This is a genomic window from Neisseria sp. HMSC070A01, assembly GCF_001810165.1.
Lineage (GTDB): Bacteria > Pseudomonadota > Gammaproteobacteria > Burkholderiales > Neisseriaceae > Neisseria.
Genome location: NZ_KV800120.1, coordinates 439,741 through 463,373, shown reverse-complemented (window position 1 = coordinate 463,373; position 23,633 = coordinate 439,741). Strand labels below are relative to the sequence as shown.

At 49.9% G+C, this 23,633-nt stretch carries 25 protein-coding genes and 1 other RNA gene; 14 read left to right on the top strand and 12 right to left on the bottom strand.

The features are described 5' to 3' along the window. Positions 1 to 36: 36 nt before the first annotated feature. Both HMPREF2711_RS05335 and HMPREF2711_RS05330 read left to right on the top strand, forming a co-directional pair. Positions 37 to 366, top strand: a complete 330-nt coding sequence (locus HMPREF2711_RS05335; protein WP_094192864.1) for an FKBP-type peptidyl-prolyl cis-trans isomerase — start codon at positions 37 to 39, stop codon at positions 364 to 366. Positions 367 to 492: 126 nt separating this feature from the next. Beyond that, positions 493 to 741, top strand: coding sequence for a BolA family protein (locus HMPREF2711_RS05330; protein WP_003686612.1), 249 nt, complete (start codon positions 493 to 495; stop codon positions 739 to 741). A gap of 145 nt (positions 742 to 886) precedes the next feature. On the opposite strand, the gene HMPREF2711_RS05325 is transcribed toward HMPREF2711_RS05330, so the two are convergent. Continuing rightward, complete coding sequence (locus tag HMPREF2711_RS05325; protein ID WP_070615736.1) at positions 887 to 1,681, bottom strand: class I SAM-dependent methyltransferase; 795 nt, start codon at positions 1,679 to 1,681, stop codon at positions 887 to 889. A gap of 60 nt (positions 1,682 to 1,741) precedes the next feature. Then, positions 1,742 to 2,488, bottom strand: coding sequence for a pimeloyl-ACP methyl ester esterase BioH (gene bioH / locus HMPREF2711_RS05320; protein WP_070615734.1), 747 nt, complete (start codon positions 2,486 to 2,488; stop codon positions 1,742 to 1,744). Between bioH and HMPREF2711_RS05315 the strand changes: the two genes are divergently transcribed. The 7 genes from HMPREF2711_RS05315 to rnpB all read left to right on the top strand — a co-directional run bounded on the left by HMPREF2711_RS05315 (position 2,487) and on the right by rnpB (position 6,609). Then, the gene (locus HMPREF2711_RS05315) at positions 2,487 to 3,203 is read left to right on the top strand and encodes a ComF family protein (protein ID WP_003747707.1); all 717 of its coding nucleotides are present in this window, start codon (positions 2,487 to 2,489) and stop codon (positions 3,201 to 3,203) included. The genes bioH and HMPREF2711_RS05315 overlap by 2 nt on opposite strands. Positions 3,204 to 3,267: 64 nt before the next feature. Further along, a complete protein-coding gene (gene trmL / locus HMPREF2711_RS05310) occupies positions 3,268 to 3,732 on the top strand; it encodes a tRNA (uridine(34)/cytosine(34)/5-carboxymethylaminomethyluridine(34)-2'-O)-methyltransferase TrmL (protein WP_036492475.1) in 465 nt (154 codons plus the stop codon). 48 nt (positions 3,733 to 3,780) lie between these two features. Then, positions 3,781 to 4,500 (top strand): septal ring lytic transglycosylase RlpA family protein, encoded by a 720-nt coding sequence (locus tag HMPREF2711_RS05305; RefSeq protein WP_070615732.1) that lies wholly within the window; start codon positions 3,781 to 3,783, stop codon positions 4,498 to 4,500. A 98-nt stretch (positions 4,501 to 4,598) separates the two neighbouring features. Continuing rightward, on the top strand, positions 4,599 to 5,183 hold the full coding sequence (ruvA, locus tag HMPREF2711_RS05300) for a Holliday junction branch migration protein RuvA (protein ID WP_070615730.1): 585 nt from the start codon (positions 4,599 to 4,601) through the stop codon (positions 5,181 to 5,183). A 15-nt stretch (positions 5,184 to 5,198) separates the two neighbouring features. Next, on the top strand, positions 5,199 to 5,432 hold the full coding sequence (locus HMPREF2711_RS05295) for a methionine-binding protein (RefSeq protein ID WP_070615728.1): 234 nt from the start codon (positions 5,199 to 5,201) through the stop codon (positions 5,430 to 5,432). Positions 5,433 to 5,486: 54 nt separating this feature from the next. Next, the gene (locus HMPREF2711_RS05290; protein ID WP_070615726.1) at positions 5,487 to 6,194 is read left to right on the top strand and encodes a hypothetical protein; all 708 of its coding nucleotides are present in this window, start codon (positions 5,487 to 5,489) and stop codon (positions 6,192 to 6,194) included. Positions 6,195 to 6,247: 53 nt separating this feature from the next. Next, an RNA gene (gene rnpB / locus HMPREF2711_RS05285) (RNase P RNA component class A) lies at positions 6,248 to 6,609 on the top strand. 107 nt (positions 6,610 to 6,716) lie between these two features. On the opposite strand, the gene HMPREF2711_RS05280 is transcribed toward rnpB, so the two are convergent. The 4 genes from HMPREF2711_RS05280 to HMPREF2711_RS05270 form a co-directional block, all read right to left on the bottom strand. Next, positions 6,717 to 8,039, bottom strand: coding sequence for a murein transglycosylase A (locus tag HMPREF2711_RS05280; protein ID WP_049344924.1), 1,323 nt, complete (start codon positions 8,037 to 8,039; stop codon positions 6,717 to 6,719). Between the two features lie 91 nt (positions 8,040 to 8,130). Continuing rightward, a complete protein-coding gene (tet(M), locus tag HMPREF2711_RS05275) occupies positions 8,131 to 10,050 on the bottom strand; it encodes a tetracycline resistance ribosomal protection protein Tet(M) (protein ID WP_063856397.1) in 1,920 nt (639 codons plus the stop codon). 15 nt (positions 10,051 to 10,065) lie between these two features. Beyond that, complete coding sequence (locus HMPREF2711_RS10845) at positions 10,066 to 10,182, bottom strand: tetracycline resistance determinant leader peptide (RefSeq protein WP_001791010.1); 117 nt, start codon at positions 10,180 to 10,182, stop codon at positions 10,066 to 10,068. Between the two features lie 207 nt (positions 10,183 to 10,389). Then, on the bottom strand, positions 10,390 to 10,962 hold the full coding sequence (locus HMPREF2711_RS05270; protein WP_070587859.1) for an RDD family protein: 573 nt from the start codon (positions 10,960 to 10,962) through the stop codon (positions 10,390 to 10,392). A gap of 240 nt (positions 10,963 to 11,202) precedes the next feature. On the opposite strand from HMPREF2711_RS05270, the gene asd reads away from it, so the two are divergent. Next, positions 11,203 to 12,318 carry an aspartate-semialdehyde dehydrogenase gene (gene asd, locus HMPREF2711_RS05265; protein WP_070606570.1) on the top strand — a complete coding sequence of 372 codons (1,116 nt, stop codon included), beginning with the start codon at positions 11,203 to 11,205 and terminating at the stop codon, positions 12,316 to 12,318. A gap of 89 nt (positions 12,319 to 12,407) precedes the next feature. Here asd and HMPREF2711_RS05260 read toward each other — a convergent pair whose 3' ends face one another. Then, positions 12,408 to 13,205: a factor H-binding protein gene (locus HMPREF2711_RS05260; protein ID WP_070615725.1), complete on the bottom strand. Its 798-nt coding sequence runs from the start codon at positions 13,203 to 13,205 to the stop codon at positions 12,408 to 12,410. A gap of 197 nt (positions 13,206 to 13,402) precedes the next feature. Between HMPREF2711_RS05260 and HMPREF2711_RS05255 the strand changes: the two genes are divergently transcribed. Continuing rightward, positions 13,403 to 13,885 (top strand): dihydrofolate reductase, encoded by a 483-nt coding sequence (locus HMPREF2711_RS05255; RefSeq protein WP_049349171.1) that lies wholly within the window; start codon positions 13,403 to 13,405, stop codon positions 13,883 to 13,885. Positions 13,886 to 13,970: 85 nt separating this feature from the next. Here the strand turns inward: HMPREF2711_RS05255 and HMPREF2711_RS05250 are convergent, their stop codons facing one another. Continuing rightward, positions 13,971 to 14,237, bottom strand: coding sequence for a DUF3079 domain-containing protein (locus HMPREF2711_RS05250; protein ID WP_003686685.1), 267 nt, complete (start codon positions 14,235 to 14,237; stop codon positions 13,971 to 13,973). 168 nt (positions 14,238 to 14,405) lie between these two features. Between HMPREF2711_RS05250 and HMPREF2711_RS05245 the strand changes: the two genes are divergently transcribed. Continuing rightward, positions 14,406 to 14,861 (top strand): GNAT family N-acetyltransferase, encoded by a 456-nt coding sequence (locus HMPREF2711_RS05245; RefSeq protein ID WP_070615723.1) that lies wholly within the window; start codon positions 14,406 to 14,408, stop codon positions 14,859 to 14,861. Positions 14,862 to 14,929: 68 nt separating this feature from the next. Here the strand turns inward: HMPREF2711_RS05245 and dinG are convergent, their stop codons facing one another. Beyond that, positions 14,930 to 17,080 carry an ATP-dependent DNA helicase DinG gene (gene dinG, locus HMPREF2711_RS05240; RefSeq protein WP_070615721.1) on the bottom strand — a complete coding sequence of 717 codons (2,151 nt, stop codon included), beginning with the start codon at positions 17,078 to 17,080 and terminating at the stop codon, positions 14,930 to 14,932. A gap of 164 nt (positions 17,081 to 17,244) precedes the next feature. Beyond that, positions 17,245 to 17,463 carry a DUF2061 domain-containing protein gene (locus tag HMPREF2711_RS05235; protein ID WP_003686746.1) on the bottom strand — a complete coding sequence of 73 codons (219 nt, stop codon included), beginning with the start codon at positions 17,461 to 17,463 and terminating at the stop codon, positions 17,245 to 17,247. 128 nt (positions 17,464 to 17,591) lie between these two features. On the opposite strand from HMPREF2711_RS05235, the gene HMPREF2711_RS05230 reads away from it, so the two are divergent. After that, positions 17,592 to 18,542 (top strand): D-2-hydroxyacid dehydrogenase, encoded by a 951-nt coding sequence (locus HMPREF2711_RS05230; protein ID WP_070615719.1) that lies wholly within the window; start codon positions 17,592 to 17,594, stop codon positions 18,540 to 18,542. A gap of 195 nt (positions 18,543 to 18,737) precedes the next feature. Here HMPREF2711_RS05230 and gnd read toward each other — a convergent pair whose 3' ends face one another. Then, a complete protein-coding gene (gnd, locus tag HMPREF2711_RS05225; RefSeq protein ID WP_003747739.1) occupies positions 18,738 to 20,186 on the bottom strand; it encodes a decarboxylating NADP(+)-dependent phosphogluconate dehydrogenase in 1,449 nt (482 codons plus the stop codon). A gap of 483 nt (positions 20,187 to 20,669) precedes the next feature. Here gnd and ggt point away from each other — a divergent pair, with 483 nt between their 5' ends. Next, on the top strand, positions 20,670 to 22,439 hold the full coding sequence (gene ggt, locus HMPREF2711_RS05220; protein ID WP_003747740.1) for a gamma-glutamyltransferase: 1,770 nt from the start codon (positions 20,670 to 20,672) through the stop codon (positions 22,437 to 22,439). 235 nt (positions 22,440 to 22,674) lie between these two features. Here ggt and lpxC read toward each other — a convergent pair whose 3' ends face one another. Next, complete coding sequence (gene lpxC, locus HMPREF2711_RS05215) at positions 22,675 to 23,589, bottom strand: UDP-3-O-acyl-N-acetylglucosamine deacetylase (RefSeq protein WP_003747742.1); 915 nt, start codon at positions 23,587 to 23,589, stop codon at positions 22,675 to 22,677. Between the last annotated feature and the right edge of the window lie 44 nt (positions 23,590 to 23,633).

The following is a 23,633-nucleotide window of genomic DNA, read 5'->3' as shown; positions in this document are numbered from 1 at the left end:
TCTTGAGCCGATTTTCACCATACATCCGAAAGGAACATCATGAGCCTGATTATTGAAGACTTGCAAGAAGGCCACGGCAAAGAAGCCGTCAAAGGCAAAGAAATCACCGTACATTACACCGGCTGGTTGGAAGACGGTACCAAGTTCGACTCCAGCCTCGACCGCCGTCAACCGCTGACCATCACTCTGGGCGTCGGCCAAGTGATTAAAGGTTGGGACGAAGGCTTCGGCGGCATGAAAGAAGGCGGCAAACGCAAGCTGACCATTCCTTCCGAAATGGGCTACGGCGCACACGGTGCCGGCGGCGTGATTCCTCCGCACGCGACTTTGATTTTTGAAGTCGAGCTGCTGAAAGTGTACGAATAAGCATTTGACGCTTCAAAAGACCGAGGCCGTCTGAAATCCGAAGTTTGGTTTTTCAGACGGCCTGTTTTTATCAAGATTCGGTATAATGCCCTCTTTTACAAGCAAACCATTTCCCAAGGAACCCCCATGCTTTTACCCGAACAAGTCAAAACCCTGATTGAAGGCGTTACCCCTTGCGAACACGTCGAAGTCGAAGGCGACGGCCATCACTTCTTCGCCGTAATCGTTTCATCTTCCTTTGAAGGCAAAGCCCGCCTCGCCCGCCACCGCCTGATTAAAGACGGCCTCAAGCCGCAACTCGAAAGCAACGAATTGCACGCGCTGTCGATTTCCGTTGCCGCCACTCCGGCCGAATGGGCGGCCAAACAGGCTTAATTTGGAATCAAACAAAAGGCCGTCTGAAAACTTTTCAGACGGCCTTTTTCATACATGTCAAACAGCGCAGGCAATCGATACAAACGCCAAACTGCATTCCACAATACGCCATCGCGGCGTAGACCCTACCGCCACAACCGCCAAACTAGCCCTGCCGTTTCGGGAAAAACTGCACCACGTTCTCCCCTTGCGGCAACACCAATTTCTTCACGGCATGGCCGTACACGGTTTCAAGCGTGATGTTCAGACGGCCTTCGTCGGCAAAAATCTTATCCACACATTCCTTAGCCGCTTGCGGATTGCTGAACTTCAACGCATTCCACAATCCCAAGGTTTCCATGTCCTGCCAAAACGTCCCGGCTTTTTTATAGCTCAATTCAAGCTTGGCCGTGTCGGTTACCGGATCGTAAAAGCCGTTGTCGGCGAGCATATCGCCCAAGTCGTGCATATCAATCAGCGTGGGCGCTTCGCATTCGATGCCTTCATGGTTCAGACGGCCTGTCAGCTCGGTCAGGCTGTCGCGGCCAAAGTGCGTGAAAAATAATAATCCGTCGGTTTTCAAAGCGGCGGCCCAGTTTTTCAATACCGGCAAAATATCGTCGGCGCGGCTGAGGCTGAGGTTGGCCCACAACATATCAGCGGCGGCTTCAGGCAGCGGCGCGGTCAGGGCTTGGCAATGTTGCGGAATGGTTTTGCCGGTCAGCTTCTGCCAGAAACCGCCTTTGCGCGCGGCGGCGGCGGTTTTCAAAAAGTCGGCATTCGGATCGTATTCTTCAAACACGGCGTCGGGATAACGCGCGGCCAGCAGGCTGCGGCTGATGTCGGCATCGGCACCAATCAGCATGATGCGTTTGGGTGCATTGCGGACCAGCTGCAGGCGCTCGTCGGTGTCTTGGGCGAGATGGCGGTGAATTTGCCAGCGTTTGTCTTGTTCGGTCATGGTGGGTCGTGTCAGCGGGCTTTGCCCGGTAATATTCTGTTTTTATGGTTGAAGTCTGTTTCAGACGGCCTTTTCGACAAAATTGCGGTAGGTTTCGGCAAATTCGTCGGCATGGCTTAAAAAGGGCGCGTGTGCGGCTTTGTCGATAAGGACCAGCTCGCTGTTGCTCAAATGGCGGTGTAAATATTCGCCCATGCGCGGCGGCGTAATGGCGTCTTTCTGTCCAAACACCAGCAATGACGGCGTTTGAATCAGCGGCAACAACGGACGCGCATCGGCATGGTTGACCGCTTCAAGCGCGGCCTGCAGGGCGGAAGGCGTGCCGCAGCGCGCCAAATCGGGCAGCACCCGGTTTAAGATTTCGCCGGAATGGGGCGTGTGCAGCAGTTGCAGTTGTAGAAACTGCTTAATATGTTTGGCATAATCCTGTTGGAATGCGCCGACCATCTTGCCCAAGGCAGGTTGCGCCAAGCCTTCGGGATAATCCGTGTCGGCAGTCAGTCGGGCAAAACTTGCCGTCAGGCAGAGCGATCGGATTTTGTCGGGATAAAGCGCGGTCAGATACAGGGCAACCAGTCCGCCCAGCGACCAGCCGAGAATGTGTGCCGGCGTGTCGATTTGTCCGGCGAAGGCTTCGGCAACGGCGGCAATATCAAACGGCTCGGCAAAAGGCGCATCGCCGTGTCCGGGCAAATCAAGCGCGCGGACGTCCCAACCGGCAGGCAGGCGCGGTATCAAATCGTCGAATACATGGCGGTTCGCCGCCCAACCGTGTATCAGATAAACTTTTTTGGCGGAGTGTGGCATGAATGTTCTTTCTTGGTGGCGCAATTTGAAACGGCTCAATGCGCGACGTTGCGTATTATGCCACGATTCCGTTTCAGACGGCCTTTGCCGAGGCTGCGCAAACGATTTGACGGAATATTTTATCGACGCGGCACAAAGCTGTCCTTTGTGTTTCCGCCATGTCACGGGCGGGGCGGTATGCGGCGGTTGTCAGAAAAAGCCGCCCGCATTTGATAGAATGTGGGCCTCGCTGTATTACGAACCGCCCGTCAGCAGCATGATACGCGAGCTGAAACACTTGGCCGACTTGGGCATGAGCCGTCCGTTGGCGGATTTGATGTGCCAAAACGCACCCGGCTGGCTGGCGGCGGAACACTTCGATTTCGTCCTGCCCATGCCTTTGAGCAAAGAGCGGCGGCTCAAGCGCGGATTCAACCAAAGCGAGGCGTTGACGGATATTTTGGCAAAACGCTACGGCTGGACGCTGCTGCCGCGCCACGCAGTTTTCAGACGGCATGGCGAGCCGCAAAGTACGCTGAAAAGCGACGAACGTCGGCGAAATATCAAGAATGCATTTAAAATCAAAGCCGAATTGCCGAAGGCGTGTAATATTCTGTTAATTGACGATGTCTTCACCACCGGCTCGACTTTGGACGAATTGGCGAAAACGCTGAAAAAATCAGGCGCAGGTAAGATTTTTTGCTGGAGTTTGGCGCGTCCGCCAATGAAAAAATAGCTTAAAGTTTTTGACACCCATGGAACATTTCGGCATTATGCCACTCTATAAGTGATTGATTTATATGTTTACCATAGTTTTGTACCAACCCGAAATCCCGCCTAATACGGGCAATATCATCCGCCTGTGCGCCAATACCGGTGCAGATTTGCACTTGGTCAAGCCGCTTGGTTTCCCTCTGGATTCGTCCAAAATGAAACGCGCGGGTTTGGATTATCACGAGTTTGCCAAACTGACGGTACATGAGAATTTCGAAGACTGCCTCAAGGCACTCGAAGGCCGCCGCATTTTCGCGCTGACCACCAAAGGCTCTACCCGCCCCGACGAAGTTTCCTTCCGCGAAGGCGACGTGTTGCTGTTTGGTCCCGAAACGCGCGGCCTGCCTGCCGAAATTCTCGACAGCCTGCCTGCCGGACAAAAAATCCGCCTGCCGATGATGCCCGGCAGCAGGAGCATGAATCTTTCCAATACCGTCGCCGTTATTCTGTTTGAAGCATGGCGACAAAACGGTTTTGCCGGCGGCGTATAACAGGCCGTCTGAAACCGCTGCGTTATCAACTCAAGAACGGAACCCGTTTTGATTTTTACTAAAAAAACCCTCCTTTCCTTAGCCGCCGCCACCATCGGCGTCCTTTCCATCAATGCCGCCGTCGCTGACAGTGTGGTCCGAGTCGAAAAACTGCATCCTTCTGCCAACCGCAGTTACAAAGTTGCCGGCAAACGCTACACGCCGCTGACCAAAGTTTCCTCTTTCAGCCAAACCGGCAAAGCCTCATGGTACGGCAGCCAATTCCACGGCCGTAAAACTTCCAGCGGCGAGCGTTACAATATGAACGCCCTCTCCGCCGCCCACAAAACCCTCCCTATTCCCAGCTACGCACGCGTGACCAATATGCAAAACGGCAAAAGCGTCATCGTCCGCGTCAACGACCGCGGCCCTTTCCACGGCAACCGCGTCATCGATGTTTCCAAAGCCGCCGCCCAACAATTGGGTTTCATCAACCAAGGCACGGCCAACGTTAAAGTTGAACAAATCATCCCCGGCCAAACCGCCGCTCAAACCATTATTTCCCCAAACAACAAAGAATTTTTTGTTGATTTGAAATCCTTCGGTACCCAACGCGAAGCGCAGGCTTATTTGAACCAAGCCGCACAAAGCCTGCCGTCCGACAGCAAAGTCATGCTTGAAAAACGCAACTACGAATACGTTGTCAAAATGGGGCCGTTCAGCAGCCAAGAACGTGCCGCCGAAGCAGGCGAACGCGCCCGTCATCTGAACCTGGCATCCGCCATCTGATTTCGTCCGCGTTACCGCTGAAGTTTGATACAATACAAGGCCGTCTGAAACCCGATTGCAAGGTTTCAGACGGCCTTTTTTAATCACAGGGGAACACCATGATCAGCAGGCTCACAGGCAAATTGATTGAGAAAAATCCGCCACAGGTCGTTATCGACGTCAACGGCGTCGGTTATGAAGCCGACGTTTCCATGCAGACTTTCTACAACCTGCCCTCCGTTGGCGAAACCGTCCATCTCTACACCCAGCTTGTCGTCCGCGAAGACGCGCATTTGCTGTTTGGTTTTGCCTCAGCCGAGGAACGCGCCACCTTCCGCCAACTGGTTAAAGTCAGCGGCATCGGTGCCAAAACCGCATTGGGCATTTTGTCTGCCATGAATGCCGACGAGCTGGCGCAAGCCATCGCCGAAGAAGACGTCAAACGCCTCTCCTCCGCCCCCGGCATCGGCAAAAAAACCGCCGAACGCATGGTGTTGGAACTGCGCGGCAAACTCGTGTCCCATACCGTTTCAGACGGCCTGTTTGCCCCTGATGCCGTTGCCGACGAAAGCCAAGACATCATCAACACCCTGCTTGCCCTCGGCTACAACGAACGCGAAGCCAAAGCCGCCACCAAAAGCATTCCCAAAGGCACGGAAGTCGGCGAAGGCGTACGCCTGGCCTTGAAAAACCTGCTCAAATAAGAGGCCGTCTGAAACATGAAGGCATTGGCCCTGAGCATCACCATCTTTCTAAGCGCATGCGTCTATACCGAGACCCCGTATGGACGCACCGCCGTCTTGGACCTGCCCGTCCACTCGCAAACCACCGTCAACAAAACCGTGACCATCAACGCCCCGCCCGGGACGACCGTCATCTATCAAGACAGCGAACCCGTCCGCAATTACCCGGCCTATCCCGTTTATCCCCGCCGGGTTTATCGTTATCGATAAACAACGCTGACCGTTTGAAACCATAGGTTCAGACGGCCTGTTGAGAGACCAACCATGAAATACATCCTTCCCCTGTTTTTACTCCTGAGCGCCTGCACACCGGACACCAAGACCACGGATGCCGCATCCGCCCCCAAAACACACGGCTTCGCACACCGCCTGACCGAAGGCGAAAAACTGCTGACCCAAGCCCTCATCAAACAAGACCTCGCCGCCTACTTCAAACACGAAACCGGCGGCGCATTTGCCGAACAAGCCCCCTTATTCTCGGCCCAACAACTTGCCGAACAGAAAAACATCCCCCAAAACGATGCCATCGGCGTTTACGGCAAAATCATCAAAACCCAAGGCCGCACCGCCTGGCTGCAAACCGACAAGCAAACCCTCAAACTCGATTTGGCCGAACCGCTGCAAGAAGCTCAAGGCGAAGTTACCCTCGTCTGCCAACATGAAAACACCGCATTCCAAGACTGCCAAACAGAAGAAAACTTCGCCCGACGCTTTACCGAACAAATCTTCTCGGCGGTCGAGTCCGGACGCGTATCCGCCCAAACAGACGCACCGGCCGAAGAAATCATGGCCGGCCGCCTCATCCCGTTTTTAAGTGCTGCCAGCGACTTTACCGGCAACTTCAAAGCCTGCGCCACCACCATGACTGAATACTGCACCAGCCGCCTGGCACGCGAAATGCCCGAATCCGCAGTCCGCAAAAAAGCACAGGAATTGGGTTTGACCGAAATAGCATTTAAAAAGAAAAAATAAATATTTAGGCCATCTGAACCCTATGGCGGCTGTGTTATAATCCGCGACTCATACAGGTCGGACAGACAGTCGCCGCGTATCGCGTAAGGCATACGGGGAGGAAAGTCCGGGCTCCACAGAGCAGAATGCCGGCTAACGGCCGGGCGCGGCAACGCGACGGAAAGTGGAACAGAAAGCAATACCGCCGATGATTGCCTTCGGGCAAAACAGGTAAGGGTGAAAAGGTGCGGTAAGAGCGCACCGTGCATTTGGTAACAAAGCGCAGCAGGCTAAACCCCATTCGGAGCAAGACCAAACAGAACGCGATGACGCTGCTCGCCGAGCGTTCGGGTAGGTTGCTTGAGCACACCAGCAATGATGTGCCTAGAGGAATGACTGTCCGCGACAGAACCCGGCTTACCGTCCGAGCTGTATGTCCCCATACCGCGCCAGGTTTTAAAAACCTGACGCATTTTTATAGAAATAAAAAGGCCGTCTGAAACCTGAATCTTGGTTTCAGACGGCCTTTTTTAAAACCGCTGTTTATGGACGATATTCCGGTTTCATGCCGTTGGGCAGGAGCTGCCATACATAGCCGGTGGTTTTCATTTTACCGGCCACTTCGCCTGCTTCGTCGCCATAGCCCCAGAAATAATCCACACGGACTGCGCCTTTAATCGCGCTGCCGGTATCTTGCGCCATAATTAAGCGGTTGAGGGCTTTTTTGGTGATCGGATGGGCAGTGGCGACAAATAACGGTGCGCCAAGCGTGATGTAGTGACGGTCGATGGCACCGGCGTATTCGCCCATCAACGGCGTACCCAATGCGCCCACCGGGCCGGAATCGCCGCTGCCGGTCAGCTCGCGGAAGAAGACGTAGCTTGGATTTTGTCCCAAAACTTCGGCAAGGCGGCCGGGGTTTTGCTTCATATAGGCCTTGATGCCCTGCATGCTGGTCTGACCCAGCGGCAGATAGCCTTTGTCCGCCATATAGCGGCCGATGGAAACATACGGATGTTCGTTTTTATCGGCAAATCCGACACGGATGTATTTGCCGGACGGCGTTTTCAGACGGCCTGAACCTTGAATGTGCATAAAGAAAAGTTCGACCGGATCATCTGCGTAACCCAAAATCGGCGCTTTGCCGTTAAGCGCGCCGCCGTTGATTTGGCTGCGGGTGTAGTAAGGAACGAAACGGCTGCCTTCAAAACGGCCTTTCAGCGCGGTGCTGCGTGCTGTAATCGGGAATCTGGACAAGTCGGCCGTGTATGCGCCGCTGTTGTCGATGACGCCGCTGTTTGGGCCGGTTTGGCGGATGCGGACGGTGGCTTTGCTGCCCCTCAAGTTTGCAGCCAGCGGAACGGAAACAAAATCGTTCGGAATGCCGTAAATAGGGAAACGGGATTGGCTCGTGGATTTGTCGTCGCCGCGCAGGACCGGTTCGTAATAACCGGTAATGGTGCCGGCAGGATTGCCGCCGTTATCGACGCGCCATGCGGTGAAATAGCGCTCGAAAAAGTGCTTGGCTTGGAAATGGTGCACCGGTGTTTGCATGGCCTGGATACAAACGTCCTGCCAGCCTTGGCGGTTTTTAAGTTTTTCACAGCCTAAACGGAAAGATTGCAGGCTTTTGGTAAAGTGTTGGAGGTCCCAGTGCGGCAATTCGTTGTAGGAAACTACGGTGTAGTTTGCTCCTCCCCCGCTCACTGTCGTACCGACGGGATCGGGCGTACCGGTGGGGCGGTCAGGGCCTTTGATAACGCTGGTGTCGGTTTCGGGGAGGTTTTTAATGCTTTTGCTCGGACAGGCGGCAAGAATGGCCGCGGCAATGCTGACGAGCGTAATGCGGTACAAATGTTTTTTCATGAAATCAATAGCGTGTCGAAAGGCCGTCTGAAAGCGATTTTTCAGACGGCCTATGTTGGAAAGTGCTGATTTTACATAAACATAAAATACACTAAGTTATTTTATTGAACATATATCGTACTTTATCTATCCGACTATTTGGACGACGGGGCTGGCAAACAGGTTCACCGGTAGTAACATGGTACCCTTTTAACTCTGTTAAACAAACACTACGTCCATTTGTAAAGAAAGTTAAATCACTACGATATTCTTGAATACACCGAGCAGGGATTTCTCCACTAAGAATGACCTCATTATTTTTCAATTGAGTGTCTACGATGTTCGCACAATATTTAGGAGCATCGTTGTATGCTCGTGAAAGATATTCCTGTGGCGCATAAATTTTAAAACTAAGATATGGCTCTAACAATTCTGTTCCAGCTTTTTTTAAGACTTGTTCCAATACAATAGGAGCAAGCATCCGAAAATCTGCTGGGGTACTAACAGGGCTATAGTATAAGCCATACTTAAAACAGATTTTACAATCCGTCACATTCCAACCATATAATCCTTGTTCGCAACCATAGCGTATCCCTTCCATAACTGCATTTTGAAATGATTGATTTAAGTATCCAAGAGAAACCGAGCTCTCATACTGCATTCCACTTCCCAACGGAAGCGGTGATACAGATAAACCAATGGAAGCCCAGAAAGGATTTGGCGGCACTTCGATGTGAATGGTATATTCTGCATTTTTTAACGGTCTCTCCATATAAATGACTGTAGGCTCTTTTAGTTCTATCTCCACATGATACTTTTCTTGCAACAGTGCACTAATCACTTCCATTTGTACTTTCCCTAAGAAAGAAAGTATGATTTCATGTGTCGCAGAATCCACATAATATCGCAGAAGCGGGTCACTGTCGGAGATTTCTAAAAGTGCATCAAGTAACATTTCCCTTTGTTGAGGTTTGCTCGGTTCAACAGTCGTTTGCAGCAGAGGGAGGGGATTTTCAATTCTCTCTCTCTGTGGCAATAGCTTTGTATCTCCAAGAACACTATTTAACTTCAAAAACTCATTCTGCAAAATAACAATTTCCCCGGAATAAGCCTTATCGATTTTACATAATTCACCATTTATTGAAGTATACATTTCTGTAATTTTTATTTTTTCCTTTTCCGATATTCTAACCGAATCTCGCAAATGCAGTACGCCACTATAAAGACGTATATATGCAAGACGCTGTCTTTTTTCCGAATACTCAATTTTGAAAACTTTTCCGCAAAGTTCAGACTGACCTCGATGTGTTGATGAATAAAATTTATTCGTAATCACTTCTATAAGGTTATCAATCCCTATATTGTTTTTTGCACTTCCGTGATAAACAGGGAACAGGGAACAATTATGAAATCTTATGCTTTCCTCTTGTTCGAGTTCTAATGCTTCCAATAATTTCCCAGACGTATATTTCTCCAAAAGGTAATCATTTCCTTCTATTACCATATCCCATTGTTCAGATTCGGTAAAGTTCATTACACGCATATTAGGATGCAGTTCTACCTTCTGTTTGATTACAATTTCGGCAGAAAGTTTCTCTTTAATATCCTGATAAACCGTTGATAAATCAATTCCATTTTGGTCAATCTTATTGATAAAAAAGATTGTGGGAATCCCCATTTTCCTAAGTGCATGAAATAATATACGAGTTTGTGCTTGTACGCCATCTTTTGCAGAAATCAGTAGAATTGCCCCATCTAAAACTGATAATGAACGATATACTTCTGCTAAGAAATCCATATGTCCTGGCGTGTCTATGATGTTCACCTTCGTATTTTCCCACTGAAAAGAGGTTATTCCTGTCTGAATTGTAATTCCTCTCTGACGTTCTAAAAGCGTATTATCCGTCCTCGTTGTACCTTTGTCCACGCTTCCTAATTCTGTAATCGCTCCACTGTTATATAATAAGCTTTCTGTTAAGGTAGTTTTTCCTGCATCAACATGAGCTAAAACTCCAATATTAATAATTTTCATGTGATTTTCCTCCATTCAAAAACCCAAAAGGGCATAAAAATCCCAGTGATAAATACTTTTATCACTGGGATTTTTATGCATAACCATAGGTATACAAAGCATACAGATATTCTCTGGATACTTTAGAATCACATGATAAAGGTATTCTTAAACTGGGTACAAAAAACTAAGCCCTCCTAAAAAAGGACATCTAATTATTTGTTCCCGCTATCAAATTGACAGTTTATTTAAGAATACCTTGCCGCATATTTATTAACTCCTTTTAAATAGTCACTTAAATAATAGCACGTAAGAGCATATTTGTAAAGGAATCTCCAATTTTTTATCAAAAAAAGCGATTTATCGGCGCGGCGGCAATTTGACGACAACCGTATCGGCCAGCATATCGTAGAGCGTGCGGCGGTCGCGTTTGACGGAAAAGAGCATGATGAAGTTGATGAAGGCTATAAGCAGAGAAATCAGGTTTCCACCCGTGTCACTTATTGCCAACGATACAATAGTTACCACAACACCAACAGCAAGCGCCCAAACAACTTCGCGGATTAAAACTGTTCCTTCAAAACCTGGATTATTCCCGTCACTTTTTAACACGCGGATGCCCATAATTTTTTTACCTAAAGACTGACCGTCCCGGCTCATGTAATACAGTTGGAAGATACCGAAAACCAAATAAACAGCCAAAGAAATAAAAAATGTTATGGCAAAATATTCAGGGGTATTAGAAAGAGAAGACTCCGAAACTAATTCTTTGCTTTCATCTAAAGTGAAAACTACCATCACAATGAATGGCAACCATATCAAAAAAGTAAACAGATTATTCAACAAATATGCCGCAACCCTCGCCCCCGGCGAAGCAATATGGACATCTACTATTTCTGTTTGGGGCAAATCCGACAAATTGATTTTGCTCATTTAATCTTCCTCTGTACCATTAATGAAATGCAATTTCATTGCCATCTTAACCTATTTTCCTATCATTCTAAAAATTTTCGATAAAAACCTTTACATTTTCCGCAGACGGCGTTAAAACGTTTGTTTTCCCCTTTTTTATAGTGGGTTAACAAAAATCTGAACAAAGCGGCAGGCGATGCCGTTCCGATTTTTGTTAATGCACTATAAACTTATCCGGATTTTCTTTGTAAGGAGTAACACATGAAAGTAGGTTTTGTCGGCTGGCGCGGTATGGTCGGCTCTGTTTTGATGCAGCGTATGAAAGAAGAAAACGACTTCGCCCATATTCCCGAAGCGTTTTTCTTTACCACTTCCAACGTCGGCGGTGCTGCCCCTGATTTCGGTCAGGCGGCCAAAACATTGTTGGATGCCAACGATGTTGCCAAATTGGCAAAAATGGACATCATCGTTACCTGTCAGGGCGGCGATTACACCAAATCCGTGTTCCAACCCCTGCGCGACAGCGGCTGGAACGGATACTGGGTTGACGCGGCTTCTTCCCTGCGCATGAAAGACGACGCGATTATCGTCCTCGACCCGGTCAACCGCAACGTCATCGACAACGGCCTCAAAAACGGCGTGAAAAACTACATCGGCGGCAACTGCACCGTTTCCCTGATGCTGATGGCTTTGGGCGGCCTGTTCCAAAACGATTTGGTCGAATGGGCAACCAGCATGACCTACCAAGCCGCTTCCGGCGCGGGTGCGAAAAACATGCGCGAACTCATCAGCGGCATGGGCGCGATTCACGCCCAAGTGGCAGACGAGCTTGCCGACCCTTCCAGCGCGATCCTCGACATCGACCGCAAAGTGTCCGATTTCCTGCGCAGCGAAGACTATCCGAAAGCCAACTTCGGCGTACCGCTCGCCGGCAGCCTGATTCCTTGGATTGACGTGGATTTGGGTAATGGCCAGTCCAAAGAAGAATGGAAGGGCGGCGTGGAAACCAACAAAATCCTCGGCCGCAGCGACAATCCGACCGTAATCGACGGCTTGTGCGTACGCATCGGCTCTATGCGCTGCCACAGCCAAGCCCTCACCCTGAAACTGAAAAAAGACCTGCCTGTTTCTGAAATCGAAGCCATCTTGGCAGGTGCAAACGATTGGGTGAAAGTTATCCCCAACGAAAAAGAAGCCAGCATTCACGAGCTGACGCCTGCCAAAGTTACCGGCACGCTGTCTGTTCCTGTCGGCCGTATCCGCAAACTGGAGATGGGCGGCGAATACATCAGCGCGTTCACTGTCGGCGACCAACTCTTGTGGGGTGCTGCCGAGCCGTTGCGCCGCGTATTGCGCATTATCTTGGGCAGCCTGTAATTTAGGTTGGCATGAAAAAAGCAACGGTTTGATCCGTTGCTTTTTTTGTCACAATAAGGCCGTCTGAAATGTTCAGACGGCCTTATTTCCTATTCTTTCTTACCGGCCAAACCGATTTCTTTGGTAGAGTCGCCAACTTTGATTTGCGCCTTACCGGCAATTTCTTCAGCCTGCGGGCCGAAGAGTTTCAAATCATAACGGCCGTTTTCGACACCACTCAAACTGGTTTTACCGCTGATGGCGGCTTTGCCATTGTTATTGGCAATGCCTGCGGCAAGCAGGTCGACATTATTGTGGGAAGCCATGCTGCTGATTTTGCCGTAACCTTGTTTTTTATCGAAATCCACGGTGTATTTCAGACGGCCACTGCGGTCGTCGCCATTAAACGCGATGCCCGAATACTGATAGCTGCCTTGTTTGGGCAAATTGCGATACGCTGTTTCATCGCCTTGGACTTCGCCGACGGTGAATGTGTATGTATCGAGGTTTTGCAGCTTGCCTGCGTCATCGGCTTTTTGTTTGGCGTAACGCGCGGCAACAGTGGAATAATTTTGTTTATACACTTGGAAGTCGCCGGTTTCCAAAGTGATGACTTGGCCGTTTACCTTGATTTTTTGGGCGTAGTCGTAAGAGGATACTTTATCGGTTTTCAAAAAGCCGGTATCAAGTTTGCCGCCTTTTTGCAGGGTTTGCGTTTTACCGTTGGCCGTCAGCTCCAACGTACCGTTTTCAGGGACGGATTCGTTCAATTCAACAGACAACACGCCTTTCGGATGCGGATTGAGCGGCTCGGTAACGGCATTCGACAAGCCGCTTGTTGCACCGCCGCAGGCAGCCAACATCAAAGACAGGGAAGCAGTCAAAGCAGAAATGCGGAGGGTTCTCATCATTTTTTCCTTTCCTTTTTTATTTGGTATGATATTTATCATATACCTAAAAAAATGAACAATAAATGATTTTTGTCAAAATCAAGCATTTTGAATATTGATTTTATAAATATTGAAACATTTTTAGAATATCGGGCATTCAGTTCTTCCCGACTCCCTTCCGCTATAATCATTTTATTTTACAAACGGATTTTATCATGCCGAAAATCACCCTTATCGCCGCCTACGCCGCCCGCCGCTGTATAGGCATCAACAACACCATGCCTTGGCATTTGCCCGAAGATTTTGCCTTTTTCAAATCCTACACCACCGGCAAACCCGTCATTATGGGCCGCAAAACATGGGAATCGCTGCCGCGCAAGCCGCTGCCCGGTCGTCAAAATATCGTCATCACCCGCCAAGATTATCAGGCCGAAGGCGCACAAACGGCGGCTTCTTTGGAAGATGCGCTAGCTTTGTGTCAGGGGGTTGAAGAAGTCATCATCATGGGCGGCGCACAAATTTATGCACAAGCCCTGCCGATTGCCACCGATTTGCGTTTGACCGAAGTCGGTTTGGATGTGGACGGCGATGCGTTTTTTCCTGAGTTTTCCACAGAAACATGGCAAGAAGCCTCTCGGGAAAACCATGTTTCCGCCAAAGGCATCGAATACGCGTTTGTGCATTATGTGAAAGCATAATCCGACAACGCAAAGGCCGTCTGAAACCCTGTTTTTCAGGTTTCAGACGGCCTTTTTTTTATCTCGTTTGTTTACGGCATACCGTTTAAGCCGTTTTGTTTTTCAAAGGCAGTTTGATATGCGGTTTAGCCGGCTTGGGCGCTTCTTTCAGTCCAAGTTCGATTTGCTGCTCTTCGCTCAACAAATTGCTCCAGTCGCCTTTTTTATACCAGTCGCGGCCGTCCAATTCGATGGGGTGTTGGATGCGTTCGCAACCGTTGCCGCATTGCAAATCGTCTTCTTTGCAGTATTTGTCGCAACCCCAGCAGATACGCTCGGGATTTTTCGGAAAAATGGGAAATTTCTTGGCCATGATGTTCTTCTTTTGTTTGTGTGCGGTATGGGCAGAATTATAAGTGATTTGAATGGGGCTGGCGGCGGGTTTATCGTGTTTTACGCTGATTTTTTAAGATGTGTTAACCTTTCAGACGGCCTATACTGTGAAAATAATCCCTATGCAGTACAACAAGAGGAGCCAATTATGAACATATGCCGTCTGAAGCCTGAATTTGTCGAGCCTTTAGCCCTCGCGTTGTTTGAGGAATGGCACGATTTTGCGCCATGGTCGTCTCTGGACAAAATCCGTGCGTATTACGCGCAGTGCCTTAATGGGGATAACTTGCCGCTGGCGTTTGCGGCTGTGGATAAGGAAGGGCGGCTGATGGGCTCGGCGGCATTGAAGCGGTTTGATATGGCGTGTTTTCCCGAATACGAATATTGGCTGGGCGATGTGTTCGTTTTGCCGCAATTTCGCGATTTGGGCGTAGGCAGGCAGCTGGTTTCGTTTTGTCTGGATAAAGCACGCGAACTGGGTTTGCCGCATCTGTTTCTCTATACACCGGATGTGCAGGCTGTGTATGAAAAGTTCGGCTGGAAAGAAATCACCCAGACTTGGCACAACGGGGAAACCGTATCCGTCATGAAATTGGATTTATAGCTTGAAAAGAATAAAAGGCCGTCTGAACATTTGGTTTCAGACGGCCTTTTATTTTAAATTATCCACAACTACCCTATCCGCTTAAACGGCGGCAGACAGGCCAATAATTGCTGGCCGTAGCGTTGCGTTTTGACGCGGTTGTCGAGGATGGTCACGCGGCCGTAATCCTGTTCGGTACGGATAAGGCGGCCGACGGCTTGGATCAGTTTGATGCTGGCTTCGGGCACCGTGATTTCGATAAAGGGATTGCCGCCGCGTTGTTCAATCCAGCGGTTTTGGGTTTTCTCGATGGGATTGTCCGGCATGGCAAACGGCAGCTTGGCAATAATGACTTGCACGCAGGCCGTACCGGGCAGGTCGAGCCCTTCGGCAAAACTGTCGAGGCCGAAAATAATGCTGGCTTTGCCTTCGGCAATGGCTTGATGGTGCCTTTGTAAAAGAACGGCCTTGGGCAACTCGCCCTGTACAAGCAGAAGCGGTAAATATTCGTCAGGCAGGCGCAAGGCGACGTCCTGCATTTGTTTGCGCGAGGAAAACAACACCAGCGTGCCGATGGCTTCAACCGGCGAAACCAGCTTCGGCAACCATTCGACAATAGCGGCCGTATGCGCATCAGGATCTTTGGGGCTGGCGTGCACCGGCGGAATATACAGCTCGCCTTGCGCATCGAAATTAAACGGGCTTTCCAAAGCGAGCGTGGTGGTTTCGGGCAGCCATAATAGGCCGGTTTGACGCAAAATCAGGTTGAAGCTGCCGAGCGATTGCAGGGTAGCCGAAGTCAACACCGCACCTGCCGCGCGCCGCCACAGATTGTTGGCAAGGTGGGATGCGCTGCTGATGGGGCTGGCGTTGAAAATATAGTCGTTTTTGTCGTCGGCACGGCGGGTTATCCATTTCGCCAACGGCTCTTCGCCCTCGATGGGAACGGTGGAGAGTAAATCCCAAACCGCGCTGATTTGTTCGATACGGGCGATAAAAAGGCCGAACTCGCTGGTCAGGCGGTCGATGAGCGCACCGTCCTGTTCTTTTTCGCGGCGGGCGGCGGAAAGCGCATCGTTCAGCCCGATAACGTGTTTGAGCAGGCTGCGTGCAGCAATGGCCGTATTAGAAACCGTGGTTTCCAGGCCTTCGGGGATTTTGCCGTCTTCCCACAGCCAAGTCGGTTCGTTGTGTTTCCGCCTGTCGTTTTCAGACGACCCCAGACTTAAAGACGGCTCTTCCGCCAAGTGAAACTGCCATTCGTGCAGGCTGTCGAGCAAGGATGTTGCAGCTTCGTCGGCAAGGTTGGCAAGTTCGGCTTTATCGGTGAGCGCGGCAATTTTGCCGGTCAGCTGCGGCAATTTTTCCAGCGTCCAAACGGCAATATTCCATGAATGTTCGGCGGCAAAACGACTGAGGGCTTTTTTGGGCAGGTGGTGCGCTTCGTCTATGCAATAGAAACTGTTTTCGGGCGCAGGCAGAATCACGCCGCCGCCCATGCTGATGTCGGCAAGCAGAAGATCGTGATTGGCAACGACGACATCGACGGTTTCCAAAACATCACGCGCCAGGTAAAACGGGCATTCCGGACGGTTGGGACAGGCGGATTTCAGGCAGCCGTGGCGGTCGTTGGTCACTTTGAGCCAAATTGCGTCATCGATTTTTTCCGGCCAAGTGTCGCGGTCGCCATTAAAGCGGCGGGCGGAAAATTCATCGGCAATGTCGCGCAGCAGGTTCAATTCTTCCGGCTTGGGTTTGCTATCCCACAACACTTCCGGCGCTTCAAAACCAAGCAGGTTTTGCTGGGCATTGTTTTGCGTCAGTTGATAGAGTTTGTAAGGGCAAAGATAACGGCCGCGCCCCTTGGCAAGCGCAAAGGTCAGCTCCAAACCGCTTTTTTCGACCAGAAACGGCAAATCGCGGTCAACCAACTGCTCCTGCAAAGCCACCGTCGCGCTGCTGACGATCAACCGTTTGCCGCGCGTCTGCGCCATGATGCCGCCGGCCAAAAGGTAGGCCAACGATTTACCCACACCGGTCGGCCCTTCGATCACGGCAATGCTCTCACCCTCGCGTTTGGGCGCTTCTTCGTCTTCTTCACGCGTCAACGTCCGCGAAAAAGCGTTGGCAATCGCCGCAATCATTTCCCGCTGCGAAGCGCGCGGACGGAAACCGGGCAAATTTTTGCCGATGTTTTGGTAATGGTCGCGGATGGTATTTTTTTCTAAATCGGTGAGCATTGAGGCCGTCTGAATGGGTTTGCAAGAATAGCGTATTTTAGCATTTTTACCTTCATGAGGCCTTCGTAAAGTCTTACTCTATTTTAGGGTTTGGCATTTTTATGGCGATAGACGAACCGCAAAGGCATAATCGGTTTTGATCAAGCAAAAGGCCGTCTGAAACTTTAGCCGCACTGATGTAAAGGCACCCACAATTTTTGCTTGTCGGATTTGTTTTTCTCGTAGCGGTTCCACGCTTTTTCGTGAAAATAAAAGACGACGGTATTGACGATGGGTTCGACCAAAGCGACCGCGCTGGAAACGCCGATACTGCCGGTCAGAATATAGGCGACACTAAATGCGACGCTGAAATGCAAAATAGCAAATGTAATGGTTTTAATCATGCTGTTTTCCTGATACATTGATGTTTTAATCGCTACATAATAATTATTATCAACTAACGCGTATATTTTAAATCCTTTATCCTGATTTAGATTTTATAAATCGATATTTTATTTTTGATAGGAATTTTATGAATCCGCTCCAAATTGTCGTCCTCGACAGCGATACCCTCGTCAACCGCCCGTTTGACTTTGATTTTCCACACACATTAAGCAGCTACGGCACAACCGAAGCACACGAAACGCTGGAGCGCATCCACGGCGCGGACATTGTGATTACCAACAAAGTCGTGATTTCCGCCCAAGCATTTGCCGAAAATCCACAACTCAAGCTGGTTGCCGTTACCGCGACAGGCGTCAACAATGTGGATGTTGAGGCCGCCAAACAAAACGGCACGGCCGTGTGCAATATCCGCGCTTACGGTAATGAATCCGTGGCGGAACACGCGTTTATGATGATGATTACCCTGATGCGCAACCTGCCTGCCTATCAGCGCGACGTTGCGGCGGGCTTGTGGGAAAACTCGCCGTTTTTCTGCCACCTCGGCGCACCGATGCGCGATTTAAACGGCAAAACGCTGGCGATTTTCGGTCGCGGCAATATCGGTAAAACGCTGGCAGCTTATGCACAGGCTTTCAAAATGAATGTCGTGTTCGCCGAACACAAACATGCCCAAAGCGTCCGCGACGGCTATGTTTCCTTTGACGAAGCCATCCGCTCCGCCGATGTCGTGTCGCTTAATTGTCCGCTCACGCCGCAAACGGCCAACATGATAGGCGAAGCCGAATTACAGCAAATGAAACCCGGCGCCATCCTCATCAACTGCGGGCGCGGCGGTTTGGTCGATGAAGCCGCTTTGGTTGCGGCGTTGAAATACGGCCAAATCGGCGGTGCAGGTTTTGACGTGTTGACACAAGAGCCGCCGCGCGACGGCAACCCTCTGCTGAAAGCCCGACTGCCCAACCTCATCGTCACGCCACACATTGCATGGGCAAGCCAAGAGGCCGCCAACCGTCTGTTTGACATCCTTTTGGACAACATCAACCGCTTCGTAGCCGGCAATCCGCAAAATCTGGTTTAATCTATGGAAAACCTGTTGATAAGGTTGTGAACAATTTTAAAGGCCGTCTGAAACATTCAGACGGCCTTTATTAATCTTTATTTATTTCATAAAGTTATCTATCAAGTAGATTAAATCATTTCATTCTTCATTGTGGATAACCCTATAAAAAGGCCGTCTGAAATACTCAGACGGCCTTTTGTTTGCCCGGGCAAATTAGATATCGTATGTGGTTGAAGCGGTATCGCCGCCTTTACCTGTCCAGTTGGTATGGAAGAATTCGCCACGCGGTTTGTCGGTACGCTCGTAGGTGTGCGCGCCGAAGTAGTCGCGTTGGGCTTGCAACAGGTTGGCCGGCAGGCGCGCGGAAGTGTAGCCGTCAAGGAAGGTAATCGCAGAAGCCATGCAAGGCATCGGAATACCGCACTCGATCGCTTTGGCCACCACTTTGCGCCATGCAGGCAGACAGGTTTCCAATACGCCTTTGAAATAAGGATCGGAACCCAAGAAGACCAAATCAGGATTGGCTTCGTATGCGTCGCGGATGTTGCCCAAGAAGGCGCTGCGGATAATGCAGCCTTCACGCCACAAGAGGGCGGTGTTGCCGTAATTCAATGCCCAATCATTGTTTTCACTGGCTTCGCGGATGAGCATGAAGCCTTGTGCATAAGAAATAATTTTAGATGCCAACAGGGCTTGGCGCAAAGCATCCACCCATGCGGCTTTGTCGCCTTCAATCGGGGTAATGGTTTTGCCAAACAGGCTGTTTGCTTGGACGCGTTGGTCTTTGAACGCAGAAACGCAACGTGCAAACACGGCTTCGGAAATCAGGGTCAACGGGATACCCAAATCGAGGGCGTTGATGCCGGTCCATTTGCCCGTGCCTTTTTGACCGGCGGTATCGAGGATTTTTTCAACCAAAGGTTCGCCGTTTTCATCTTTGTAGCCCAAAATCGCGGCGGTGATTTCAACCAGATAAGAATTCAGTTCGGTTTGGTTCCATTCGCTGAAAATGCGGTGCATTTCATCGTAGCTCAGACCCAAGCCGTCTTTCATGAATTGGTACGCTTCGCAAATCAACTGCATATCGCCGTATTCGATGCCGTTGTGCACCATTTTGACGAAATGGCCCGCGCCGTCGCGGCCGACCCAGTCGCAGCAGGGTTCGCCTTGCGGGGTTTTGGCGGCAATCGCTTGGAAAATTGGTTTGACAGCAGGCCATGCGGCTTCGTCGCCGCCGGGCATAATGGACGGGCCGTGACGCGCGCCTTCTTCGCCGCCGGAAACGCCTGCGCCGATAAAGCGGATGCCTTTTGCCGCCAGCTCGTGTGTGCGGCGGGTGGAATCGGGATAATTGGCATTGCCGCCGTCAATAATAATGTCGCCTTCGTCCAAAAGCGGAACGAGTTGTTCGATAAAATCGTCAACAACAGAACCGGCACGTACCATCATCATGATTTTGCGCGGTTTTTCTAATTTATCAACCAAATCTTGCAGTGAATATGCGCCGATAATATTGGTATTTTTGGCTGCACCGTTTAAAAAATCATCTACTTTGCTGGTCGTACGGTTGTATGCGACAACTTTAAAGCCGTTGTCGTTCATGTTGAGAATCAGGTTTTGCCCCATTACGGCAAGGCCGATTACGCCAATGTCGCCTTTCATTTCGTGAAACTCCGTTATTGATTAATTTTATCAAGCGTAACTCTAGCTGATTTACACGTTTTTAACAATCCTTAACTTTTTAATTTTTTGAAAAGATGCCTTTACGTTTCAGACGGCCTTTGCCTTCGAGAAAACAAACTATAAATAAGATTTTAAATAATAAATAGAAGATGATATTGAGTGTTGCCACAGCTTGTTGATAACTTTGATTAAAACAATTTTTCAAATACTTAGCTGATATTTTTTGATGAGGATAAAGTATGGTCGGCCTTGTTTGCATATGTGGATAAAAATTTTCTGCCGCTTCATTCTGTGGATAAATTTTCGCCTGTGCACAATCTTAGCTTGTTTTATACTTCTCCAATCGGAACTGATTGAGTAGGGAAATAGTCAAATGGTTTTTTATTTCTGAATATTTTCATATTTCCTCTTGTTCAAGTTGGGAAAAGGCCGTCTGAAAATATTTAAATTTATGGAGTGAATATGAAATTTTCCTTTGGTATTAAGTTATTACCTGTTTTGGTCTTGGCCGCTTGTGCGCAACAGCCGGCTCTGAAACCTCAAGTTGCCCTGCCCTCCGTATCTGTGGATAACCATGCGCCGGAACAAGGGACGGGGCTGACCGAGCAGAAATTGATCCGCGCCAAGCATTATATGGCGGCGTCTGCCAATCCGTTGGCGACCGAGGCGGGATACGAGGTTTTGAAACGCGGCGGCAGCGCGATAGATGCGATGATCGCCATGCAGACGACCTTGGGGCTGACCGAGCCGCAGTCTTCCGGTTTGGGCGGCGGCGCGTTTCTGGTGTATTGGGACAATAAGGCGAAAAAACTGACGACGTTTGATGCCCGAGAAACGGCGCCGAAAGCGGCAACGCCGGCGCTTTTTTTGGATGAAAACGGCAAACCGATGGGCTTTATGAAAGCTGTTGTTGGCGGCCGTTCGGTCGGTGTGCCGGGGATTCCGAAGCTGCTGGAAGATGTCCATAAGCATTACGGCAAATTGCCGTGGGCAAGCCTGTTTGACAAACCGATTGCTTTGGCGGAACAAGGCTTTACCGTTTCACCGCGCATGGCGAAATCCATCGAGCAAAATTTGGAGCCTTTGAAACGTTATCCGCAAACCGCCGCGTATTTCCTGCCCGACGGCAAGCCTTTGGCAGCGGGAACGGTGTTGAAAAACCCTGAATTTGCGCGTTCCGTACGCCTGTTGGCGAAAAAAGGCAGTGCGCCGTTTTATCAGGGAATGCAGGCGCAGAATATTGTCCGTGCCGTTACCGGTGCTGTGGATAATCCCGGCAAAATCAGCATGGCGGATTTGAAAAACTACCGCGTTATCGAGCGCGAACCGGTTTGCGCGCCGTATCGTGAATACGAAGTCTGCGGCATGGGCGCGCCAAGTTCGGGCGCGATTGCTTTGGGCGAGATTTTGGGCGTCCTGCAAAATCAGGATATGAAGGCGTTAGGCGCGGAAAATATCCACAGTTGGCGCTGGATAGGCGATGCGTCGCGGATTGCGTTTACCGACCGTGATTATTATGTCGGCGATCCTGCGTTTGTCAACGTCCCGACCCGCGCCCTGATTTCTCAGGCTTATTTGAAACCGCGTGCCGAAGAAATCCGCAAGGCTGACAAGGCATTGGAAACTATTCAGGCAGGTAAGTTTGGCAAGGCATACGCGCAAGGCATGGCAGTAGAGCTGCCGTCCACCAGCCATTTGGTGGTTGTGGATAAAGACGGCAACGTTGTATCGATGACGACTTCGATTGAAAACGCATTCGGTTCGGGGCTGATGGCAAACGGCTATCTGCTCAACAATGAATTGACCGATTTCGCTTTCAACCCTGTCGGTGCGGACGGTAAAATCGTTGCCAACAGCGTGGCGGGCGGCAAACGGCCACGTTCTTCAATGGCACCGACCATCGTGATGAAAGACGGTAAGCCTTATCTGGCGGTCGGTTCGCCGGGCGGCAGCCGTATTATCGGTTTCGTCGCCAAAACGCTGGTGGCGCATATCGATTGGGGCATGGACATTCAGGCGGCAATCTCCCTGCCGAATATGCTCAATCGCGGCAGCCAGTATGAAATCGAGGAAAAAACCGCTGCGGCGGACAAAGCGTCAGCATTGGAAAAACTGGGCTACAAAGTCCAAATCCGCGATTTGAATTCCGGCGTACAAGGCATTGTGATCGGCAAAGACGGTTTGCTCGGCGGTGCCGACCCGCGCCGCGAAGGCAAGGTTATGGGCGATTGATATTGTCGGTTTGACATGAAAAAGGCCGTCTGAACTTGGTTTCAGACGGCCTTTTTAGTTTGGGAAAATATATGGATAAGATGTGTATAAGAATAACGCTAAATTTTAATATTTTTATTTTTCAATAAGATAAAAAGAATGAATATGTGGATAATTAATTGTGGAAAATGACATGATTTAGGCCGTCTGAACCTTTCAGACGGCCTTCTCATTGGACTGCTTTATCTATTTTTTATCAGGCTGCCGGCAGCTCGTGAAAAGCGGTGGGCAATTCTTCGTCATCGGCAAACTCAACCCATTCGTAAGCCGTTTCGTCTGCCAAAACGGCACGCAACAGCGCATTATTGATGGCATGACCTGATTTGTAACCTTCAAATGCGCCGATAATCGGATGGCCGACAATGTACAAATCGCCGATGGCATCCAGGATTTTGTGGCGGACAAATTCATCGGGATAGCGCAAACCTTCCGGATTCAAAACGTCCATGTCGTCAATCACAATAGCGTTGTTCAAATTGCCGCCCAGTCCGAGATTATGAGCGCGCATCATTTCCACTTCGTGCATAAAGCCGAAGGTACGGGCGCGGGCAATTTCATCGATATAGGATTTTCCTGCAAAATCAATCTCAAAAGTGGGCGAGCTGCGGTTGAAAACCGGATGGTCGAATTCGATGGTTAAAGTAACTTTAAAGCCGTCGTAAGGTGTAAAGCGCACCCATTTTCCGGTTTCTTTGATTTCAATAGGTTTGAGGATTTTTAAAAAACGTTTTTGGGCTTTTTGATCGACAACGCCCGCATCTTGCAAAAGATAAATAAACGGCAGACTCGAGCCGTCCATAATCGGAATTTCGGGTGCGTTCAATTCAATCAAGGCATTGTCGATGCCGTAGGCAGACAGAGCCGACATAATGTGTTCAATCGTACCGATGCGCACGCCCTTATCGGTAACAATGGTTGAAGAGAGGCGGGTATCGTTGATCAAATAAGGATTCAATTGGATGACTTCGCCCATTTCCCCGCTCAAATCAGTACGGCGGAACGAAATACCGCTGTTTTCTTCGGCAGGATGCAAAGTCAGAGCGACCCTTTCGCCCGAATGCAGGCCAACGCCGGTAACGCTTACTGATTTGGCTAAAGTCCGTTGCAGCATATTTGCTTCCTTTTAAAAAGTCTGATGGACAAATGATACGTTAA

What these genes read in the sequence shown, in the direction of transcription:
- HMPREF2711_RS05280 (WP_049344924.1), bottom strand. Translation starts at nt 8,039, where the DNA reads ATGAAAAAACATTTGTACCGCATTACGCTCGTCAGCATTGCCGCGGCC.
- HMPREF2711_RS05255 (WP_049349171.1), top strand. Translation starts at nt 13,403, where the DNA reads ATGCCGAAAATCACCCTTATCGCCGCCTACGCCGCCCGCCGCTGTATA.
- HMPREF2711_RS05290 (WP_070615726.1), top strand. Translation starts at nt 5,487, where the DNA reads ATGAAATACATCCTTCCCCTGTTTTTACTCCTGAGCGCCTGCACACCG.
- HMPREF2711_RS05245 (WP_070615723.1), top strand. Translation starts at nt 14,406, where the DNA reads ATGAACATATGCCGTCTGAAGCCTGAATTTGTCGAGCCTTTAGCCCTC.
- HMPREF2711_RS05295 (WP_070615728.1), top strand. Translation starts at nt 5,199, where the DNA reads ATGAAGGCATTGGCCCTGAGCATCACCATCTTTCTAAGCGCATGCGTC.
- HMPREF2711_RS05270 (WP_070587859.1), bottom strand. Translation starts at nt 10,962, where the DNA reads ATGAGCAAAATCAATTTGTCGGATTTGCCCCAAACAGAAATAGTAGAT.
- asd (WP_070606570.1), top strand. Translation starts at nt 11,203, where the DNA reads ATGAAAGTAGGTTTTGTCGGCTGGCGCGGTATGGTCGGCTCTGTTTTG.
- lpxC (WP_003747742.1), bottom strand. Translation starts at nt 23,589, where the DNA reads ATGCTGCAACGGACTTTAGCCAAATCAGTAAGCGTTACCGGCGTTGGC.
- bioH (WP_070615734.1), bottom strand. Translation starts at nt 2,488, where the DNA reads ATGCCACACTCCGCCAAAAAAGTTTATCTGATACACGGTTGGGCGGCG.
- HMPREF2711_RS05230 (WP_070615719.1), top strand. Translation starts at nt 17,592, where the DNA reads ATGAATCCGCTCCAAATTGTCGTCCTCGACAGCGATACCCTCGTCAAC.
- HMPREF2711_RS05315 (WP_003747707.1), top strand. Translation starts at nt 2,487, where the DNA reads ATGAATGTTCTTTCTTGGTGGCGCAATTTGAAACGGCTCAATGCGCGA.
- HMPREF2711_RS05235 (WP_003686746.1), bottom strand. Translation starts at nt 17,463, where the DNA reads ATGATTAAAACCATTACATTTGCTATTTTGCATTTCAGCGTCGCATTT.
- HMPREF2711_RS05330 (WP_003686612.1), top strand. Translation starts at nt 493, where the DNA reads ATGCTTTTACCCGAACAAGTCAAAACCCTGATTGAAGGCGTTACCCCT.
- ggt (WP_003747740.1), top strand. Translation starts at nt 20,670, where the DNA reads ATGAAATTTTCCTTTGGTATTAAGTTATTACCTGTTTTGGTCTTGGCC.
- dinG (WP_070615721.1), bottom strand. Translation starts at nt 17,080, where the DNA reads ATGCTCACCGATTTAGAAAAAAATACCATCCGCGACCATTACCAAAAC.
- HMPREF2711_RS05250 (WP_003686685.1), bottom strand. Translation starts at nt 14,237, where the DNA reads ATGGCCAAGAAATTTCCCATTTTTCCGAAAAATCCCGAGCGTATCTGC.
- trmL (WP_036492475.1), top strand. Translation starts at nt 3,268, where the DNA reads ATGTTTACCATAGTTTTGTACCAACCCGAAATCCCGCCTAATACGGGC.
- HMPREF2711_RS05260 (WP_070615725.1), bottom strand. Translation starts at nt 13,205, where the DNA reads ATGAGAACCCTCCGCATTTCTGCTTTGACTGCTTCCCTGTCTTTGATG.
- ruvA (WP_070615730.1), top strand. Translation starts at nt 4,599, where the DNA reads ATGATCAGCAGGCTCACAGGCAAATTGATTGAGAAAAATCCGCCACAG.
- gnd (WP_003747739.1), bottom strand. Translation starts at nt 20,186, where the DNA reads ATGAAAGGCGACATTGGCGTAATCGGCCTTGCCGTAATGGGGCAAAAC.
- HMPREF2711_RS05325 (WP_070615736.1), bottom strand. Translation starts at nt 1,681, where the DNA reads ATGACCGAACAAGACAAACGCTGGCAAATTCACCGCCATCTCGCCCAA.